This window comes from Peribacillus sp. YIM B13472 (assembly GCF_042788005.1).
Lineage (GTDB): Bacteria > Bacillota > Bacilli > Bacillales > DSM-1321 > Peribacillus > Peribacillus simplex_E.
Window position 1 is genome coordinate 65,961 of the sequence record NZ_JBHZPG010000009.1, and the last position, 18,556, is coordinate 84,516.

At 40.0% G+C, this 18,556-nt stretch carries 14 protein-coding genes; 1 reads left to right on the top strand and 13 read right to left on the bottom strand.

What is annotated here, in order from left to right; genetic code table 11:
* Positions 1-11: 11 nt before the first annotated feature.
* The 4 genes from ACFX4I_RS09610 to ACFX4I_RS09625 are packed head-to-tail and all read right to left on the bottom strand — an operon-like array spanning position 12 to position 5,142.
* Positions 12-1,700, bottom strand: coding sequence for an ABC transporter permease (locus ACFX4I_RS09610; protein ID WP_377420270.1), 1,689 nt, complete (start codon positions 1,698-1,700; stop codon positions 12-14).
* The gene (locus tag ACFX4I_RS09615; protein ID WP_377420272.1) at positions 1,697-2,809 is read right to left on the bottom strand and encodes an ABC transporter ATP-binding protein; all 1,113 of its coding nucleotides are present in this window, start codon (positions 2,807-2,809) and stop codon (positions 1,697-1,699) included. The genes ACFX4I_RS09610 and ACFX4I_RS09615 overlap by 4 nt, the downstream gene beginning before the upstream one ends.
* Positions 2,810-2,824: 15 nt before the next feature.
* Entirely contained in the window at positions 2,825-3,916 is a 1,092-nt protein-coding gene (locus tag ACFX4I_RS09620) for an extracellular solute-binding protein (protein ID WP_283932550.1), read from the bottom strand.
* Entirely contained in the window at positions 3,916-5,142 is a 1,227-nt protein-coding gene (locus ACFX4I_RS09625; protein ID WP_377420274.1) for an ROK family transcriptional regulator, read from the bottom strand. Before ACFX4I_RS09625 ends, ACFX4I_RS09620 begins: the two co-directional genes overlap by 1 nt.
* 256 nt (positions 5,143-5,398) lie before the next feature.
* Here ACFX4I_RS09625 and ACFX4I_RS09630 point away from each other — a divergent pair, with 256 nt between their 5' ends.
* Positions 5,399-7,906 (top strand): NEW3 domain-containing protein, encoded by a 2,508-nt coding sequence (locus tag ACFX4I_RS09630; protein WP_377420276.1) that lies wholly within the window; start codon positions 5,399-5,401, stop codon positions 7,904-7,906.
* A gap of 229 nt (positions 7,907-8,135) precedes the next feature.
* Here the strand turns inward: ACFX4I_RS09630 and ACFX4I_RS09635 are convergent, their stop codons facing one another.
* From ACFX4I_RS09635 to nikA, 9 genes are all read right to left on the bottom strand, one after another.
* Positions 8,136-8,870, bottom strand: a complete 735-nt coding sequence (locus ACFX4I_RS09635) for an amino acid ABC transporter ATP-binding protein (RefSeq protein WP_377420278.1) — start codon at positions 8,868-8,870, stop codon at positions 8,136-8,138.
* Positions 8,867-9,511 (bottom strand): amino acid ABC transporter permease, encoded by a 645-nt coding sequence (locus tag ACFX4I_RS09640; RefSeq protein WP_076370951.1) that lies wholly within the window; start codon positions 9,509-9,511, stop codon positions 8,867-8,869. Before ACFX4I_RS09640 ends, ACFX4I_RS09635 begins: the two co-directional genes overlap by 4 nt.
* Positions 9,512-9,575: 64 nt before the next feature.
* Positions 9,576-10,352, bottom strand: a complete 777-nt coding sequence (locus ACFX4I_RS09645; protein ID WP_377420280.1) for a transporter substrate-binding domain-containing protein — start codon at positions 10,350-10,352, stop codon at positions 9,576-9,578.
* Between the two features lie 981 nt (positions 10,353-11,333).
* On the bottom strand, positions 11,334-12,650 hold the full coding sequence (locus tag ACFX4I_RS09650) for an MATE family efflux transporter (RefSeq protein ID WP_377420282.1): 1,317 nt from the start codon (positions 12,648-12,650) through the stop codon (positions 11,334-11,336).
* Between the two features lie 99 nt (positions 12,651-12,749).
* Positions 12,750-13,571 carry a nickel import ATP-binding protein NikE gene (gene nikE, locus ACFX4I_RS09655; protein WP_230300374.1) on the bottom strand — a complete coding sequence of 274 codons (822 nt, stop codon included), beginning with the start codon at positions 13,569-13,571 and terminating at the stop codon, positions 12,750-12,752.
* A gap of 31 nt (positions 13,572-13,602) precedes the next feature.
* The gene (gene nikD, locus ACFX4I_RS09660; protein ID WP_377420285.1) at positions 13,603-14,430 is read right to left on the bottom strand and encodes a nickel import ATP-binding protein NikD; all 828 of its coding nucleotides are present in this window, start codon (positions 14,428-14,430) and stop codon (positions 13,603-13,605) included.
* Positions 14,431-14,448: 18 nt separating this feature from the next.
* Positions 14,449-15,279, bottom strand: coding sequence for a nickel ABC transporter permease subunit NikC (gene nikC, locus ACFX4I_RS09665; protein WP_230300372.1), 831 nt, complete (start codon positions 15,277-15,279; stop codon positions 14,449-14,451).
* Positions 15,276-16,220: a nickel ABC transporter permease subunit NikB gene (nikB, locus tag ACFX4I_RS09670; RefSeq protein WP_230300371.1), complete on the bottom strand. Its 945-nt coding sequence runs from the start codon at positions 16,218-16,220 to the stop codon at positions 15,276-15,278. The genes nikC and nikB overlap by 4 nt, the downstream gene beginning before the upstream one ends.
* Positions 16,221-16,237: 17 nt before the next feature.
* Positions 16,238-17,863 carry a nickel ABC transporter substrate-binding protein gene (gene nikA, locus ACFX4I_RS09675; RefSeq protein ID WP_377420287.1) on the bottom strand — a complete coding sequence of 542 codons (1,626 nt, stop codon included), beginning with the start codon at positions 17,861-17,863 and terminating at the stop codon, positions 16,238-16,240.
* Positions 17,864-18,556: the final 693 nt, after the last annotated feature.

Below are 18,556 nucleotides of genomic sequence, written 5' to 3' on the forward strand. Positions count from 1 at the left end.
AACCTCCAAATTTATAAAGCTTTTTCCGCTTTGATTCCAAAAAACTTGTTCGAAATAAAGAGAACGATTACAATCAGCGTGATTTGAATCATCCCATAGGCAGCTGCCTGCCCCATATTGAACATTCTAAGCTGATTCATGATTTCAATGGATATGGGTCTGTTTGAAATCGTGTACAACAGGACCGAGGTCGGGAATTCCCCTACAGATTCGATAAATGCCAATAATGTCCCTGATAAAACGCCAGGCATAATAATTGGAAATATGACCTTTCTGAAGGTATAAAACCACTTTGCCCCCAAGTTTCTGGCTGCTTCTTCAATCGAATCATCGAGCTGCTCCAGAACGGCGTTAGTCGAGCGGACAACGAGTGGAATATGTCTGATGAAATAGGCTAGAGGCAAAATCCAAAATGTTCCCACCAATATTTGACCAAAGGAAAAAACGCTAGGTTCATTGAATGCGAATATCAAGTTCATCCCTATGACCGTTGCAGGCAACGCCCAAGGAATCATGACTAGAATATCGACAAAGCTTTTCCCGACGAATTTCCGTTTGACAAGCACATAGGACGCTATGACCCCAAACCCCAGATTTGCCAGCGTTGCAATAACCGCCATCAGTAAACTATTTCGTAACGGTTTGAAGATATTAGGATCTTCAAACAAAAGCCTGTAATTTTCCCAATTAAATACTGTTGGATACGTTTGAAATGTCCAGGTTCCATCCGGCACAAGTGAAAGCAAAAGAATCGTAAAGTGCGGTAATAGCAAAATAATTACGCCAATGATGCCCGTTACGACCATCACCCATTTCATAATTGGATTCTTCACTTCACTCCTGTGTGCCCCAATCCCTTTCGAAGCCATGCGATAATCTTTCCTATTCTGATACCAACGCATAAATAATAGAAATGAAATCGAAACGATGGATAGAATGACGGATTGAGTAGCGGCAATTTCCATATCACCATTTATTTTCGAAAAATAAATTTGCAGGCTCAACACCCTGTATCCGCCAGCCAATAAAAACGGGGCACTGAATGAAGCCACTGATATCATGAAAACAAGCAAAGAAGCGGCAACGATGGCAGGTGTCAATAATGGAAATGTCACCTTCCAAAAAACCTTGAATTTATTTGCCCCTAAGTTATAAGCAGCTTCTTCAAGGGACGGATCTATTTTATTGATTGCAGCAGATACGGTCATATAAAAATAGACATACATCGTATAGGCATGCACGATAAGGATTCCCGATACCCCGCCAATTTTAAATGGAACCTTATCGAGACCGAACAGATCCTTGATGGCATTTGGAATCAATCCCGATTCTCCATATAAAAACATAAAAGCCATGACCCCTACTAATGATGGAAGGACAATCGGCAAAATCGCTGCCGATGAAAAGAAGCTTCTGCCGGGAAAATCATAACGGTTAAAAATAAATGCGAGCGGAATCCCAATCAAGGCACTGACCAATACACTCAATAAGGATATATAAACGGAATTCCATAGCGCCTCTAGGTTCGTTTTCGATTCCTGCACGAAGAAGTCCTGATAATTTACAAGGGATATCGTTCCGTCTTTTTGCAGACTTTCGATAAAGGTCCTCAACGATGGGTAGAGAACATACGCTACGAGCACCATTACAACTGGTAAAAGGAGCCAAATCGTCAATCTCGTATCACGATTTTTAATCATGGAGCATCACCGCTTATGATAGGGATAAGACGCAGCTGTTTCTCTGGAAGCTGGACATACACTTCCTTTCCTTGATGAAAGTATCCAAAATCCTGAGTGTTGAATACGTCGACCCTTAGTAACACGTCTTGAACATCCACCATGACATTCACAACAGATCCAAAGAATTGGACGGATTTTATTTTACCTTTAAAGATATTCATTCCTTCTTCGGCTACATCCAGAATTCTGATTGCTTCAGGACGAATCGAAACAGCAAGGTCATCATCAGTCTGTACGATTGAAATTCCTTCTCTAGCTTGATTTTCCACATTCAATTTAATCGGTTGTTCACTATTTTTAAGGGCAACCACTATATTCTCTTGTTGAACGTTTTCGACTTGAACGGGCAATAGATTAATCTCGCCTATAAAACTCGCCACAAAATCATTGGCCGGCTGATTATAAATTTCTGCCGGCGTCCCGACCTGGTGACATACACCATAATTGAACACAGCGATCCGATCACTCATCGATAATGCCTCGGCCTGATCATGTGTGACATAAATGGTGGTAATCTTGTAATCACGCTGCAGCCTTAGGATTTCCACCCTCATTTCATCACGAAGCTTGGCATCCAGATTACTTAATGGCTCATCCAGCAGTAATATTTCCGGTTCAATGACCAGTGCTCTCGCAAGGGCCACCCGCTGCTGCTGTCCTCCGCTTAACTGGCTCACTTGACGATTCGAGTAGCTCTCCAGCCTGACCTTTTGGAGGGCATCCAGCACTCTCCTCTTTAAGTCAGCAGAAGAAACTTTTCTCACACGCAAGCCAAACGCTACATTTTCAAAAACAGTCATGTGGGGAAAGAGGGCATAGTTTTGAAAAACCATGCCTGTATTTCTTTTCTCCGGAGGTACACGCGTCATATCTTTATCGCCAAATCGGACGACACCTTTTGTCGGATAATAAAAACCGGCAATCATCCGAAGCGTTGTCGTTTTACCGCAGCCACTTGGACCAAGAAAGGTAAAAAACTCACCTTCTTTGATTTCCAGATTTAAATGGTCGACAGCTATCGTTTTCCCGAAGGCTTTTTGGACATTCTCTATTTTTATTGACGCCATCCCAACGACACTTCCTTATTCTTTAATTTCTTTATCTCCACTTTTAATATTTTCGTCCCAATATTTCATCCACTCGTCACCTTTTTCCTCGAATGCATTCCAATCAATATCCATCGCTTTAATTTCTGTTTCCGTGATCCATTCAGGTAAATCCTTCACATCATTTCTGGTCGGAATCCTGTAAAATTCTTCTGCCAAAGTATTTGCGGCTTCCGGTGAATTCACGAACTCATAAAAGGCTTCTGCCGCTTTTGGATGCTTGGCACCTTCAACGATGGCGATACCTTCTGTCAATACTGGTGTTCCGCTTTCTGGAATGACGAACTCAAATGGATAATTTTTATTTTCCTTAAGCATGACAACATCCGGCATTGCCCAAACGGAAAGTGAGCCCTCTCCTTTGGCCACCTTGTTATACATCATTTCCGGGTTTGCTGAATATTCCTTTGTGTTTTGATCGAGCTTCTTTAACCAGTCATACCCTTCTTTTGGATCATTTGTATCCTTATACGTACGATAGATCATCGCAGAGAAAATTGTCCTCATCGTTCCGGAGGCTAACGGATAGCGGATGATGATTTCGTCTTTCCACTTCGGATCAAGCAGCTCATCCCAATCTTTTGGTACCTCGTCTTTTGATAGTTCTTTGCTGTTATACATGATGACTTCCGGTGTCTGGCTCGTTCCCGTCCAATACCATTCCGGATCGTGGAATCCTTCATCGAGACTATCGGAATAGGTAGGCTTATAAGCAGCCAGCAGCCCATCATCCTTTGCTTGATTGAAATTCGTGGAAGGTGCCCCCCACCAGACGTCTGCCTGCGGATTACTTTTCTCTGATCGAACGCGGTCAAGGATTTCCTGAGACCCCATATCAAGCCACTCAACATCAACACCATACTCGTCTTCGAACTGCTTTTCGAATTTTGATAAAATATCTTTGCCATGCGGTGAATAAACAACGATCTTATCTTCCAGCTCACCCTTTTCCCCCTTGGCACCGCCAGTAGCCGAATTCGTTTTCGTCTCGCCACCGTTACATCCCGAAATCAATAGTGATGCCGATAAGGCCATTACTGAAACAAGCGACTTTTTCCTATTTTTCATTAACAATCCCCCTCATCACGAAAATTCAAAATGCCATCATGTTCCCTTAAGAAAAGGGAAACCGCTCCAAGTACTCCTGCGTTTTCTCCCAGTTGTGAAGTTTTCATTTCTACTAAACTAGGAAGATATCGATCAACGATCTCCCGAATTCTAGGTAAAATGTACTCAGATGAATTTAAAACACCACCTCCTAAAATAATCACCTCTGGATTTAGCAAACTGGCCGCATTGACAATTCCGCAGGCCAAATGTTCGATGGCTTCATTTATGACGGCCATAGCTGTCGTGTCTCCTTTTTTTGCTGACAAAAAAGCAGCCTCCCCCGATAGTTCGGAAGATTTGGCCCGTTCGAATAAAGAATGATGAGGATCCTTGAGAATCTCCCTGGTAAAATGACTGCCAATCGACTTTCCTCCTGCGACACTTTCCAAATAGCCGTATCTATGGAAAATCGGCTTGAATTCACGCTTCATATCCTCTTTGTCCGTTACCATATATCCCATTTCCCCAGCTGCACTTGAAGCCCCTCTGTATAACTGGTTATTCAAGATAATGCCGCTTCCTATCCCCGTGCCAACCGCAATGAACAGCAAATTCCGCTTATTTTGTGCATTACCCAGCCACTGTTCACCTAGCGCAGCCGCGTTTACATCATTGTCTAGAAAAATGGGGAAATCAAAAAACCGTTTAGCTTCGGCTATGAACGGATATTGTACCCAGCCTAAACTCGGTGCCTCTATTACCAATCCGCTTGCCGTTTGCGTTATACCAGGAATCCCGACTCCCATTCCCAATATCCTGCCTTTCGCAATCTGATTCTTTGCAATTAACCGTTCCGTTTCAATCGCCATTTGTTTAAGAAGCCCTGATTGTAAATAGGTGTTAGTTGAAAAACTAGTGTCGGCAAGGATGTTGCCGCTTAAATCACTTAAAATGATTTTCACTTTCGTCCCGCCTATATCGACCCCAATGATATAGGCAGCCTTTTCATTAAAAACGAGCTGGATAGGCCTTCTCCCGCCTTGAGAGGAGGATTCTCCTATTCCTTTCTCAAATACCCATTTCTCCTGTATAAGTTCATCCACAGCCAAAGAAACAGTTGGTTTACTTAACTGAAGCTTAACGGAGATTTCGGCTCTTGAAATGGGCGAACATTCCTGGATGCATTGAATGATTCTTTTTTTATTGACATATTTTTGTTGACTGGGTGGTCTTTTAAAACTCATCACATCACGGCCTTACATCATTTAGTTAGTAAATCTTCCTAATTAAGTAAAAATATAACTTAAATAAATTCAGCACACAAGTTATTTTTCTGAACCTTTAAAATGTTCAATTTTTAATAGTTACTTCGCATTATTTACATTTATACCCAACAATGATATTTATTAGATAAGTTTTTTCGTCTGGTTAGTTAGAAAATATTACTAACCTACATTTTTTTTATTTGTTTTATAAAATTAAAGGGGGGTTAAAAGAATAATGAAAAAAGCTTTGCTATCGTTGCTTTCCCTTTTGTTGGTCCTTGCATTATTGCCGCTGGGAGGTAGCGCTGCAATTCCTGAGGAAGCCAACGTTGAGTTATGGAATGCGGTCAAGCCGCTCGAGACGACCGTGACATTCTTGAACAGTGGTGCCCATCCGGATGATGAACGCAGTGACTTTCTCGCTTATCTATCGAGAGGGTTAGGGGTGAAGACATCCAGCCTGATTGCAAACCGTGGTGAAGGAGGACAAAATGAAATTGGGGATGAACTGGACAATGCTCTTGGAATCATCCGTTCGAGGGAAATGATAGAAGCTGCAAAAATCACCGGGGTTAAGGCCTATCATTTAAGTGAAACTACCTCAGATCCCATTTATGATTTCGGCTTCTCTAAAACACCAGAGGAAACATTGGAAAAATGGGGCGAGGAACTCACCTATGAACGGCTAATCCGCTTTATTCGAACATATCAGCCGGATTTATTGATGCCATCCTTTCAAAATGATGATACCCAGCATGGACATCATCGAACAATGACAATCTTAAGTGAACGTGCCTTTAAGGATGCCGCCGACCCAACCGTGTTTCCACAACAATTGAAACAAGGTCTATCGGTATGGCAAGTGAAAAAGTTATATTTGCCCGTTTCCTCGGCAGATCAAGCAACCACTTCGATTGAAATCGGTAAATATGACCCAATATACAAAATGACTTACCCGCAGCTTGGAGAACAATCACGCTATCAGCATAAAAGCCAAGGCATGGGTTCTGATATCCCTGCAGCACCTCGCCAGATCCATCTGGATTTGAAGCAAAGCGCCGTTGATACAAAAAACCAGTCGGACCTTTTTGCAGGTGTGCCTTACAATTTTACTGAATGGGCTGAAAAACTCCCTCGCTCAGCTTCAAAATTGAAAGGTGAATTTGAATACCTGCAACGGAATTTGGACGCCGTTATTGCGGCCTACCCCAATAAAAAACGTGTTTTTTCAACATCCCAAAATGCTCTCTCCAATGTTCGTTCAATTACTGCGCAAGTCAAAAAGGCAAAGCTAAGCCCTGCCATTAAGAACGACTTGCTCCATAAGCTCTCATTAAAAGAAGAGCAATTGCAAAACGTCAGTTATGTCTCTTCAGGACTCGAAGTTCAAGCTAACGCGGCTTCAAAGATCCTTACGAAAGGCCAAAGAACGAATGTTATCGTTACCGTGAAGAATAACGGGAAACAAACATTGAAAAAAGTCACTGCTGCATTGAACGTGCCTAAAGGATGGAAGACCAAAACAAAATCCAAAGATGTCAATCTGGCACCAAATAAATCAGCGACAATGACCTACCTGGTTGAAGTCCCTGAAGATGCAGCCTATTACCATGCCTATGATCAATCAACCATTACAACCAGCATTTCTTATAAATACGGCAGCACAAAAACGGCCATCAAGGAAGAATTGGATGGAACGATCGCTGTCCTTCCCGACGTTGGCCTTACCCTATCTCCTGAAGATATCGTCGTAAATACAGCAGATGTAAAAGAAGAAGTCCCAGTGACCGTAACCTTAAAAAACTACACAGAGGGAAAAACATCAGCAAAGGTCGCTTTAAAAGTCCCTGAAAATTGGGGAGTTCATCCCAAAAATGCCACTGTATCATTTAATGAAAAGTCAGAAGAAAAACAAGTGAAGTTCACCCTCAGACCGCCGAGGGCGATTCAAAATGGTGAATATCAGATTAAGGCAGCTGCTACTGTCAATGGGAAAACCTTTGATTCGACCATTCAGGAAATTTCCTATGACCATATCGGAACATTCTATTACCAATACCCAGCAGCTATCAACACCGTTGCATTTGAGCTTTTGAAGCCAGCTTCATTAAAAGTGGGGTACATTGAAAGTGGATTCGATAAAGTGGCAGATTACTTAACCAATGCAGGCCTGAACATTACGAAGTTAACTGCAGCTGATTTAGCTGAAGGTGATTTAAGTCAATATGACACAATCGTTACAGGCATCCGTGCTTATCTATCAAGGGAAGATTTAAAGGCAAATAACGCGCGCTTACTTGAATATGTGGAAAACGGCGGTCATCTCGTCGTTCAATACCATAAACCGGGTGATGGATGGGATGCCCTGAAGACAGCTCCATATCCCCTTACCCTCGGGAATCCTTCCATTCGCTGGCGGGTAACCGATGAAAAAGCCACAGTAAACGTCTCGAAACCAGAATCGGCTCTTTTTAACTATCCAAATAAAATAACAAGTGATGACTGGAGCAATTGGGTCCAAGAAAGAGGATTGTACTTCCCAATGGAATGGGATGAACGCTTTGAAACATTCATTTCCATGGCTGATCCTAATGAAGAACCATTTGATGGCGGAATCCTCATGGCTAAATACGGTAATGGCACCTACCTCTACACAAACCTTGTCCTATACAGGCAAATTCAAGGCCAGGTTCCAGGCGGATATCGAATCATGACGAACTTGATTAGTTACGGTGCCAAGTAAATAAGAAAAAGCCTGTGCATGCGGCGAATGCATAGGCTTTTTTTGATGCTTGCCCGATGATTTGATAAACATGCCTGACTGATTCCTGCTCTAAAAACCAAAAAAGTTATGCACAAAGATAAGGAAAAGGCTGATGCGTTTGGGTTTCCCCTCATTTCCCGCATTCCTTTGTCCACACTTTATGCACAACTTCATTCATGATGTACCATGATTTCTTACAGACATCCCGTTAAAGCACTTTGCTCAAGAATGCTTTCGTTCTTTCGTGCTGAGGGTTACCGAATAATTCATTCGGCTCATTTTCTTCCACGATATACCCTCCATCCATGAATATGACCCGGTCCCCGACTTCCCGGGCAAAGCCCATTTCATGCGTAACGACGACCATTGTCATGCCTTCCTTGGCAAGTTGTTTCATTACCTCCAAAACATCGCCGACCATTTCAGGGTCAAGGGCCGAAGTCGGTTCATCAAATAGCATGATTTTCGGATTCATCGCTAATGCCCTTGCGATGGCGACCCGCTGTTTTTGTCCGCCGGAAAGTTCCCCTGGATAGCTATTTGCTTTTTCTTTAAGGCCAACCTTATCCAATAGCTCAAGCGCCAATCTTCTTGCTTCCGCTTTATCGGTGGCACGAATTTTAATAGGGCCCAGGGTTATGTTCTCAAGGACGGTTTTATGAGGAAATAGATTGAAATGTTGAAAAACCATTCCAACTTCTTGCCGGACTTTGTTTATATTGATTTTCCTTTTAGGATCGGTTATATCATGTCCGTTAATGACCACATCACCGCCCGTAACTTCCTCAAGGAGATTCAGGCAACGCAGGAATGTACTCTTTCCAGATCCAGAAGGGCCTATTACGCAAATTACTTCCTTTTCCTGCACTTCCGCGTTAATATCTTTTAAAACCTCGACAGTTCCAAATGATTTTCTCAGGTTTTTTACAGTTATGATGCTCATCGAACTTGTACCCTCCTTTCTATGAAATTAGCAATTAGGGTTAACAAATAGATGATGATAAAGTAAATCACACCAACGGCCAGCCAAATCTTGAATGCTTCAAAGGTTGCCGAAGCTTGAATCTGACCTTGCTGGGTTAAATCGGCTATACCAATGACGGATAATAGCGAAGTGTCTTTCAAGCTGATGATCGATTGGTTCGTAATGGTAGGTAGCATCCTTCTAAAGGCTTGCGGCAGCACGACATACCTCATTGTTTGAGTACCAGTGAAACCGATGGATCTCGCCGCTTCCGTTTGTCCTTTATCGATGGATTGTATCCCCGCCCTTATTATTTCAGCAAAATAAGCCCCTGCATTGATTGCAACGGTAATTATTCCAGCTGTTGTACTGTCCAAAGAAATCAAATTCAGTGAATTCACACCAAAATAGATAAAGAACAACTGCACGATGAACGGTGTCCCTCGTATCGCATCCACATAAACCTTTGCAATCCAGTTCAAGATCTTGATGGGGGCAAGTCGCAGCAAAGCGACCAGTAAACCAATCAAAAAACCTAGGATAATGGCAATCACAAAGATATAAAGTGTCACCTGTAGTCCTTTTAATAAAATAGGCAATGCCGCAACAATTATATCCATTTCTTTCACCCCTTTGAAAAAGAAAGCGCGCCATAAGCGCGCCTATCGAGCTTTAATCTATTGTCTATTCACCAAGATACGTTTTAATAATTTCATCATACGTGCCGTCTTTTTTCAGATTGGCAAGACCATCATTTATTTTCTTCAATAAATCCTTGTTTTGCCCTTTCAATACAGCAATTCCATATTGGTCACCATTCAAACGGTCACCTACGATTTTCAACCCAAGATCTTTTTGGGCGATCGCATAGGAGATAACCGGGTAATCTTCTATAAGAGCATCCGCATTACCGTTGGCCACTTCCTGGAACATCGCTGGACTATCATTGAATTGAACTACTTTAATTCCTAGTTTCGTAGCATTATCCTGTGCATATTTAGCACCTGTTGTCCCTTTTTTGACTGCAATGGTTTTTCCTTTAAGATCTTTAACAGTTTTAGTGCTTGCATTATCTTTTTTAACAACTATTGTTAATCCTGCATCAAAATACGGTGTTGAGAAATCTACTACCTTTTTTCTTTCCTCTGTAATGCTCATTCCCGCAATGGCGACATCAAGCTGATTGGCTTGCATAGCCGGAATGATTCCGCCGAAATCCATTGAAGACAATTTGATTTTAAAATCCTGGTCTTTTGCGATTGCATTGATCAATTCAATATCAATGCCTTTATATTCGTTCCCCTCTTTAAATTCAAAAGGAGGATAAGTAGTATCCACACCAACTTTATATACCTTTTCAGGTTCCTTTTCCTCACCTGCATTTTTTTCTTCATTGGTTCCACATGCCGAGATAAAGATAGTTAGAATCAAAAACATACTCAGTAAACCAAGTTTCTTCATTCAAATCACTCCAATTCGTAGATTATACGTGATAATAAATAATTCTCCCTATAATATAGCATAAGTATAAAGTATTATAGTATGAATTTTTAGAATAAATATTATTTTCTTTAAATAATTTTTATGGATGTTTTTCCTAATATTGTTTCAGTGATGAAAAATCAAAAAAGGATATGGAATCCTTCACTATTATAATAGTCGATCATGCCATCAGTAATAGGAAATACCCCTTTATATCCAATAAGGGCATTGTAAGCATGCAGAATTGCAACAAGGTAGAAGAGGCGCAGAAAACATTTAAAGGGCTGTCCCAATGTCGGAGGAATTCGACTTTCCGGGCAGCCCTTTTTATGATAAACATTAATGATTTTTGTACTTTCACTTTTTTCAAAAAAACATTACAAAACACCGCCTTATAACCTAGATTGTTAGCCATTCTTATTGAACTCTTCCCCCTGTTAATTGAATAACTAAACCTTTGATCCTTCCAAAACAGAAGAACCTGAAGCACATTTATATATTGCTGTTTTACCTTAAATTGTTATCAAAAGATAAATAGTATTTCCGAAAATCCCCACTCACTTATTACTAATCCTTTTCTTATCTTGCTCTTTAACATATCTAATGGACAATATTAATCCTTTTAGAGATAAAAGAACAAGGAAGAGAAGCCCTATATCTATGTTCAATTTAATTTTCTCCTGTATTTTAACGACACCACTTATACAAGCGAATAGGTCTGAAATACGCCTTCTTTAACTAAAGTGCGCTATAAATCCATAAAAAAAGCTGCCTTAAAGACAGCTTCGATCTTAATCTAATGCACCTGTTGGTCTTTAGCAACTTGTCACTATGATACTTCGGAATACCTTTATGCTCTCCATATCGACGCAGCTGCCGACCTGTTCCTTGTTCATATATTTGTAGATTTTCCAGTAATACGGACACCATACAAACGCTATAAGGATTAAGGAGGGGCGTTCACAATTCTTGTTTAACATGAAAGATTTTCTTATTCAATCTAGGGATATACATAACTAGAAAACCAGATCTACCCACACTAAAGACGATGAAGGCGAGCCATAAGCCATGATTGTCCCAGATCGGGGTTGCAGTGACTTGCACAATAATATACGCCATCAATGCGTAAATCATAGAGTTTCGAACCGGTTCAATTTCAGTCGCTCCCGTGAAGACACCGTAAATGACGAGCCCGAAACAGGCGGTAAATGGGAAAATAATTAGCCAAGCTCCATATGTATTCGAAAGCTCGATTACTCTCGGTAAATTCGTGAAGAGTCCAATAATCTGTTCTTGAAATATTGCATAGGCACAAGCAATGAAGAAAGCGGATAGAATTGACCATTGCAAGGACAAGGTGAGCGTTTTTTTATATAATTTTTCATTATTTGATCCAATCGCTTTACCTACTAAAATGCTAGATGCATTCGCAAACCCATCAAAGAAATAAGCCATAATATAATGAATTTGAATCAATACAGCATTGGCAGCCAATAGTTCTGTACCAAAAGTAGCACCTTTTGCTGTAAACAAGTTAAAAACAGCTAATAAACAAATCGTTCGAATAAATAAATCCCGGTTAACGATAAACATCTTTTTCATGGAATGTGAATCTATAAGCATTCCCACAGCTGGCATTTTCCATCGAATCGGTGATGCCTTCAATAAAAGGATTAAGCCAATTAAGAAGGCTGTGATTTCTGCGATTAAAGTTGCCATAGCCACCCCTTTTACGTCCAAAGAAAATACATGAACAAACAAAATGGCAAGAACCATATTTAAAACATTCATGAACACCTGTAAAAATAAAGATACTTTAATCTTCGACATGCCCATCAACCAACCAAGAATGACATAATTCATCAAAGTGAAGGGGGCTCCCCAAATTCGAATTCGAAAATATTCCGCTGCAAATTTGCTAACATTGAACTCAGGGGCAATTAGTTTTAAAGCCGCATATTCAATTGGCCATTGTAGGAGGATAAAACAAATACCTACAATGACGGCTAATAAAAAAGGTCGAAACAAAGCGAGTGCTCCTTGAGCTTGATCTTTTGCCCCATTAGCTTGAGCGGTAAACGCAGACGTGCTAACTCGTAAAAAACCGAATAACCAATATAAAGTATTAAAAATAACGCTACCTACTGCAACTCCCCCAATATACGCCGGATCTGGAAGCTGACCAACAACTGCCGTATCTACAGCCCCTAATAACGGGGTTGTCATCGTTGAAATCGTTAAGGGGATGGCTAAAGTAAGGTATGTTCGATGATTCATCCAATTTCCCTCCAATATGGTCTTCAGAAGAAATATAAACAAGAGCCTCGATTATCAAACTGAAATCGAGGCCTTCTAATCAATAAATATAGATTTAGACTAGGTCTTGTTAGTCCTAGTCGGAAGAGAACGAAAACGCGGATGCTCAGCAAGGATAGAGCCTCTCATCTGTTTAATGACAGGATGTTCTGACGAAAAAAACTGATTTTTAGAATCGTAAAGTTCGATTAATTCTCCTTTTTCAAGTACACCCAAATAATCAGAGATTGAATAGGCCGCTTTAATATCATGTGTAATAAAAAGATAAGATAAGCCGAAGTCTTTTTTCAACTCACTTAATAATTCTAAAATTAGTGTTTGATTAACCATATCTAGACTGCTTACGGATTCGTCTAAGACGATTAGCAGTGGCTTAAGAGAGATTGCTCTAGCAATATTAATTCTTTGCAATTGTCCACCGCTAAATTGGTGTGGGTATTTTTTCAAATCTTTTTCACTTAGGCCCACTCTTTCCAATAACTCAATAACGGTTCTTTTTTGTTCGGCTATGGTTAGTTTTTCATAGTTTTCTAATGGCTCGCCTATAATACTCTCGGCAGTCATTCGTGGATTGACAGATGAATACGAATCCTGAAAGACGACTTGTAGATCTCGGCGTATCTTTTGTCGAGTAAGCTTATCAGCCGTATAGATATCATGCCCTTGAAACAGAACCTGTCCTTGCTGTGGACGTTCTAAGCCAAGAATCACTTTTCCTAATGTACTTTTTCCAGCTCCACTCGTGCCAAGTAGTCCTAAACATGTTCCTTCGTCTATAGAGAGGGAAATGTCAGTGAGTACTTTTTTAGAATGTTCTTTCCATTTAAAAAACGTATGAGAATTATAGCTATGAGTTACTGCTTTTACTTGTAATAAACTCATTTGTTCACCCCTCAAAAGAATGCAATCTATATCACAACATATGGGTGATAGGTTCTTCATGATTTAAGGTAAGGCGGGCATTTAGCAGTTTCTTTGTATACTCATGCTGCGGATTATCAAATAATTCAAATACATTTGCAGTTTCTACAATTCTGCCATGTTGCATAACGACTACATCATCCGCCATTTCAGAAATGACTCCTAGATCATGAGAAATGAGTAAAATGGATGTTCCATATTCAGAACGAATTTTATTCAAGTGGCGAAGTACTTGTAATTGGTTATGAACGTCGAGTGCAGTTGTCGGCTCATCAGCAATAATAACGGTAGGATTTAAACATGCGGCCATCGCAATCATCACGCGTTGAAGCATACCTCCACTCAATTGAAAAGGATAGCTTTTTAATAGTTTCGCGGGATCCGGCAGGTTTACATTTTGCATCGCCTCGATGGCAAGCTCTTTTGCTTGTTTTTTATTCAATGAGGTATGAGACCTAATCGTTTCGATAAATTGATTGCCAATTGTAAAAACAGGCGTAAATGCATTCATGGGATTTTGCATAATAAAGGCAATATCCTTGCCGCGAATTTCACGTATTTCTTTATCGTCTAAACCATTCAATTCTCGTCCTTGGAGGGTAATGCTGCCTTCAATGGTCGTTGTTCTCCGATCAAGAAGCTGTAGAATGGACATACTCGTAACGGTTTTACCACTCCCACTTTCCCCAACAAGCCCCAGTACCTTCCCTTTTTCCAGTTCAAAATTAATATCCTGAACGAGGGTGGAAGCACCATCTTTTGTTTGTACTTGTACATGTAGATTGCTCACTTTTAATACATTCGACTGTTCTGTTCCCAATCTTCTCATTCCTTTATATTAACGACGTTTGACTCCAAAACGTTCCGATAGCGCTTCGCCTAATAAATTGAAGGTGACGACAACGAGCATAATCATCAAACCTGGATATAGCATTAATTCTGGATTCGTCCGAATATACGATTTCCCTTCATGAATCATTGCTCCCCATTCTGGTGTAGGGGGTTGCACACCTAAACCTAGAAACGACATGGCCGATATATCCATGATGGCCCAACCCATTTCTAATGTACCCATAACAGCGAGCGGAGGAAGAACATTCGGAATAATATGTTTCTTTATTATCTTCCATTGAGAAGAACCGCTTATTTTAGCTGCCGCTATATAGTTTTGTTCTTTCAGACTAAGTACCATTCCCCGGAAAATTCTCGCATAATACACCCATTGCACAAGCATCAATGCTAAGATGACCTGTTTAAGGCCAGGTCCCAATATACCAACAAGTCCAAGAATGAGCAAAAGATTCGGAAATGCCATAACACCATCACAAAGTCTCATTAGCACCTGGTCCACCCATCCACCTTTATAACCAGCAATGGTTCCAACAATCAAACCGATGCCTAAAGATGAAATAAAGATTAATGTGGCAAATCCTAACGAAATGCGAGCTCCATATAAGATGCGTGATAACGTACATCTTCCTAAATGATCGGTCCCCAATGGATACTCAAAGGAAGATGGCTGTAGTTTATTAGCTAAATTGACAGCAATAGGATCATTAGGTGCGATCCAAGGAGCCAAGATGGTGATGATAAATAGGAAGCTCAATATTATCGAACAAAGGACAATCACTTTCTGACTTTTCATCATAATACGAAGACTTGTTATCATTGACGTTGCCCTCCTTTTCTGGAGATGCGTGGGTCGATACACATTTGAATAAGGTCAACAATCAAGTTGCTAAAAATGAATAGTCCCGCTGCTAAAAGCACATAGCATTGAATGACAGGAACATCCCGATTAAAAATAGCTTCAATAAAATAACGACCAAATCCTGGCCAGGAAAAGACCGCTTCGACGATAATGGTTCCAGTCAGTAGCTTTCCTAAATTCATCCCTAGACCAGTAATCATGGGAGATATGGCTATTCTCAATACATGTTTTCCCATAATGACTTTTTCATGAATCCCTCTTGTGCGAGCAAAAAGGATATAAGGTTCCTGTAAATTTTCAAGAACGCTAGCACGTAACAATCGAGTATACAAGGCTATTAATGGCAAAGCTAAAGTAACGGAAGGGAGAACCAGATGTTGCCAAGTCCCGATTCCTTCAACAGGGAACAGGTCGAGTTTAACAGAAAAGAAAAAAATCAATAAATAACCAAGCCAAAAAGAGGGGATGGATGCCCCGAAAAAAGAGAGAAGGCGACTAAAATGGTCAATAACACTGTTTTTCTTTATGCCTGCCAAAAATCCAAGAGGGACACTGACCAGGATAGCTAATATGATGCTACCTAAAGCTAACTGAATGGTCGCTGGCATTCGATATGTAACCTCGTCCCAAACAGGTTTATTCGAAAGATAAGATATGCCAAAATCAAATTGGCATATCTTAATAATAGAGTTTACATATTGAACATGGAGGGGTTGATCTAAACCAAACTCATGTCTTTTCTGAGCCAATATCTCATCTGTAGATTGGATATGTGCTGCAGATAAATATGCCTCAGCTGGGTCCACGGGTGAAAGGTGAATCATTCCAAACGTTAGAAGAGTGGCCAAAAGAAAGATGGGAATAATGGCCATAATTCGTTTCAAGATATAAGTGCCCATGAAAACCCTCCTGTAACTTACTTCTCGATGCTAATTCCTGTGAATGGATGTTCATCCCGGTTTGCAGGGAATGTAAAATTAGATACATCTTTTTGGTAAATAGCTATTTTCTTAATATAAGAAATAGGCACAATCGCTCCTTGGTCTTGTAGTGATTCCAAGATAGTTGAGTAAAGTTCTTGACGTTCTTTTTCATCTGTTGTTCTAGGAACATCTGCAATTTGTTTTAACAACTTATCTCTGTTCGGATAAGATGAAATGGCTTCGTTAAAACCAAATCCTTCTGAACCAACGATGTTTACGAAAGTATGTGGATCATATGGTGCGCCATAGTTACTAAAGAAATTCAATTCAAAATCATTAGCTTTAAATCTTTCAATTTGTACCGTAAGCTCAACTCCAACGATGTTTAATTTAACACCTAGTGCCGCCCACTCAGATTGTAATGTTTCGGCCATTGCTTTTTGAATCGATTCTGCAGAGTCGTACATTAACTCGATTTCAAGTGGTTTTCCGTCTTTCTCACGAACGTTTTTTCCTTTTGGAAGCTTCCATCCTGCTTCATCTAATAAAGCTTTTGCTTTTTCGACATTATAATCAATCGCTGTTACATCAATGTCTGAAGTATAAGGGAAGTTTGTCGGTAAAATAAAATCTGCCTTCTCTTCCAACCCAGAAGTAACTCCTTCAACCATTGCTTTTTTATTAAATCCATATTGTAACGCTTGACGAACACGTAAATCTGAAAGTTGTTCTTTCTTCGTATTCATAACTAGTTGTCTTGTCGCAACCGGATCAGAAATACTAGTCTCATAGGTACCTGATGTTTCTAATTGTTTGAAAGCATCTAGACTGATAACACCTTCACCATAAATAAGGTCAAGGTCACCTTTTTCAAAAGCAAGAACACGGGTTTCAGCATCAGGAATGATCTTGACTTTGATTTTCTTTACTTTAGGAAGTTCACCCCAATAATTTTCATTGCGTTTGAAAATAGCATATTCATCTGCTTTATATTCTTCCAAAACCCATGGGCCTGTACCGACTGGTTTTGCAACACCTTTAGAAGTGTCACCATCTTTAGGGAATCCAGCATCACCTAAGAAACGGACTGGACGAACGACGGCTAACTCTTGAATAGTAGGATAATATGGCTCCTTTAATGTTAGTTTAAACGTGTTTTGGTCAATTACTTCCGTTTGATCCACTTTCGGAATAAAGCCCAACCAACTATGTAAATCAACATTTTTCAATATAGTATCAAAGTTCTTTTTCACAATTTCAGCATTAAAGCTTGTACCGTCAGAAAATTTCACATCTTGACGGAGGTTGAACGTATATTCCTTCCCATCCTTGGAAATTTCCCAAGATTCAGCTAAATGCGGTTTCAGCTCGCCTCCATCTTGGTAGCTAACCAAAGGTTCATATATCATTGATGTAGCGAATAATTGAGAAGGATTATAGACATGCGGATTCATTTCACCTATATCCCTAGGCCAAGCCAAAGTAAGCATGTCTTTACTGTCTTTATTTGAAGTTGAATTTTCTTTTGATTCATTTGTGCATCCAAGTAAAAGCGTTGATAAAATTAAAACGATTGCGGATATAAATAACACTTGTTTACTGTTTCTTCTTTTTGACATAATATTGGTGCCTCCAGTACCATATTGAGAATCATTTTCAATTCTAATGAGTAACTATATTATTGTCAATATAATGTCGAAACTCTAGAAAAATATAAATATGTTTTGTTAGACACATATAACCTCAATATCGTTTTCATATAAGAATGATGGTGCTGCTCCAAATAATTTATATATGAATTCAATCTCGCTTTTGAGAGATTTTTGTTGAAGTTGTCCTTTTTTTGCATATGTATTCACCCCCACTCCGCAGATGATCTCTTTGCTGTTCGAACTTTTTTTAATCCTAGCATAGAATGGACTCTCTTCTTTATAAACCGAAGATATTACTCCACTATGTTAATCAGATACTTCTGTTGTCTATGTAGCATACCATCAGTTATGCTTTCTCTTTTTTCAACTCTTTAATGGCTTTAGGTTAACCAGATTCTTATCCACTGTACTGGCGCGAGATTAGAAACATATTTTGACCGCTAAGCTTTCTTGAAGAAGTACTTTACAGCCTTTTTGTTCCCACCAATTGTATTTTCTTATTAAGGCCCGAAGAACTAGATCATTCGTTATAGTATGATATGCTTCATTGAAAAACTCTTCCCATACGGTTTACATTGATCTAATGCCTGAACTTGACTCTCCCCCTTTTGCCACTTCCAGACCATTCATTGTTTTCCCCCCCGCTACTTACTAACTAGT

Excerpts from the sequence above, each read along its gene's own strand:
- ACFX4I_RS09610 (WP_377420270.1), bottom strand. The coding sequence starts at position 1,700 with ATGATTAAAAATCGTGATACGAGATTGACGATTTGGCTCCTTTTACCA.
- ACFX4I_RS09615 (WP_377420272.1), bottom strand. The coding sequence starts at position 2,809 with ATGGCGTCAATAAAAATAGAGAATGTCCAAAAAGCCTTCGGGAAAACG.
- ACFX4I_RS09620 (WP_283932550.1), bottom strand. The coding sequence starts at position 3,916 with ATGAAAAATAGGAAAAAGTCGCTTGTTTCAGTAATGGCCTTATCGGCA.
- ACFX4I_RS09625 (WP_377420274.1), bottom strand. The coding sequence starts at position 5,142 with ATGAGTTTTAAAAGACCACCCAGTCAACAAAAATATGTCAATAAAAAA.
- ACFX4I_RS09630 (WP_377420276.1), top strand. The coding sequence starts at position 5,399 with ATGAAAAAAGCTTTGCTATCGTTGCTTTCCCTTTTGTTGGTCCTTGCA.
- ACFX4I_RS09635 (WP_377420278.1), bottom strand. The coding sequence starts at position 8,870 with ATGAGCATCATAACTGTAAAAAACCTGAGAAAATCATTTGGAACTGTC.
- ACFX4I_RS09640 (WP_076370951.1), bottom strand. The coding sequence starts at position 9,511 with ATGGATATAATTGTTGCGGCATTGCCTATTTTATTAAAAGGACTACAG.
- ACFX4I_RS09645 (WP_377420280.1), bottom strand. The coding sequence starts at position 10,352 with ATGAAGAAACTTGGTTTACTGAGTATGTTTTTGATTCTAACTATCTTT.
- ACFX4I_RS09650 (WP_377420282.1), bottom strand. The coding sequence starts at position 12,650 with ATGAATCATCGAACATACCTTACTTTAGCCATCCCCTTAACGATTTCA.
- nikE (WP_230300374.1), bottom strand. The coding sequence starts at position 13,571 with ATGAGTTTATTACAAGTAAAAGCAGTAACTCATAGCTATAATTCTCAT.
- nikC (WP_230300372.1), bottom strand. The coding sequence starts at position 15,279 with ATGATAACAAGTCTTCGTATTATGATGAAAAGTCAGAAAGTGATTGTC.
- nikB (WP_230300371.1), bottom strand. The coding sequence starts at position 16,220 with ATGGGCACTTATATCTTGAAACGAATTATGGCCATTATTCCCATCTTT.
- nikA (WP_377420287.1), bottom strand. The coding sequence starts at position 17,863 with ATGTCAAAAAGAAGAAACAGTAAACAAGTGTTATTTATATCCGCAATC.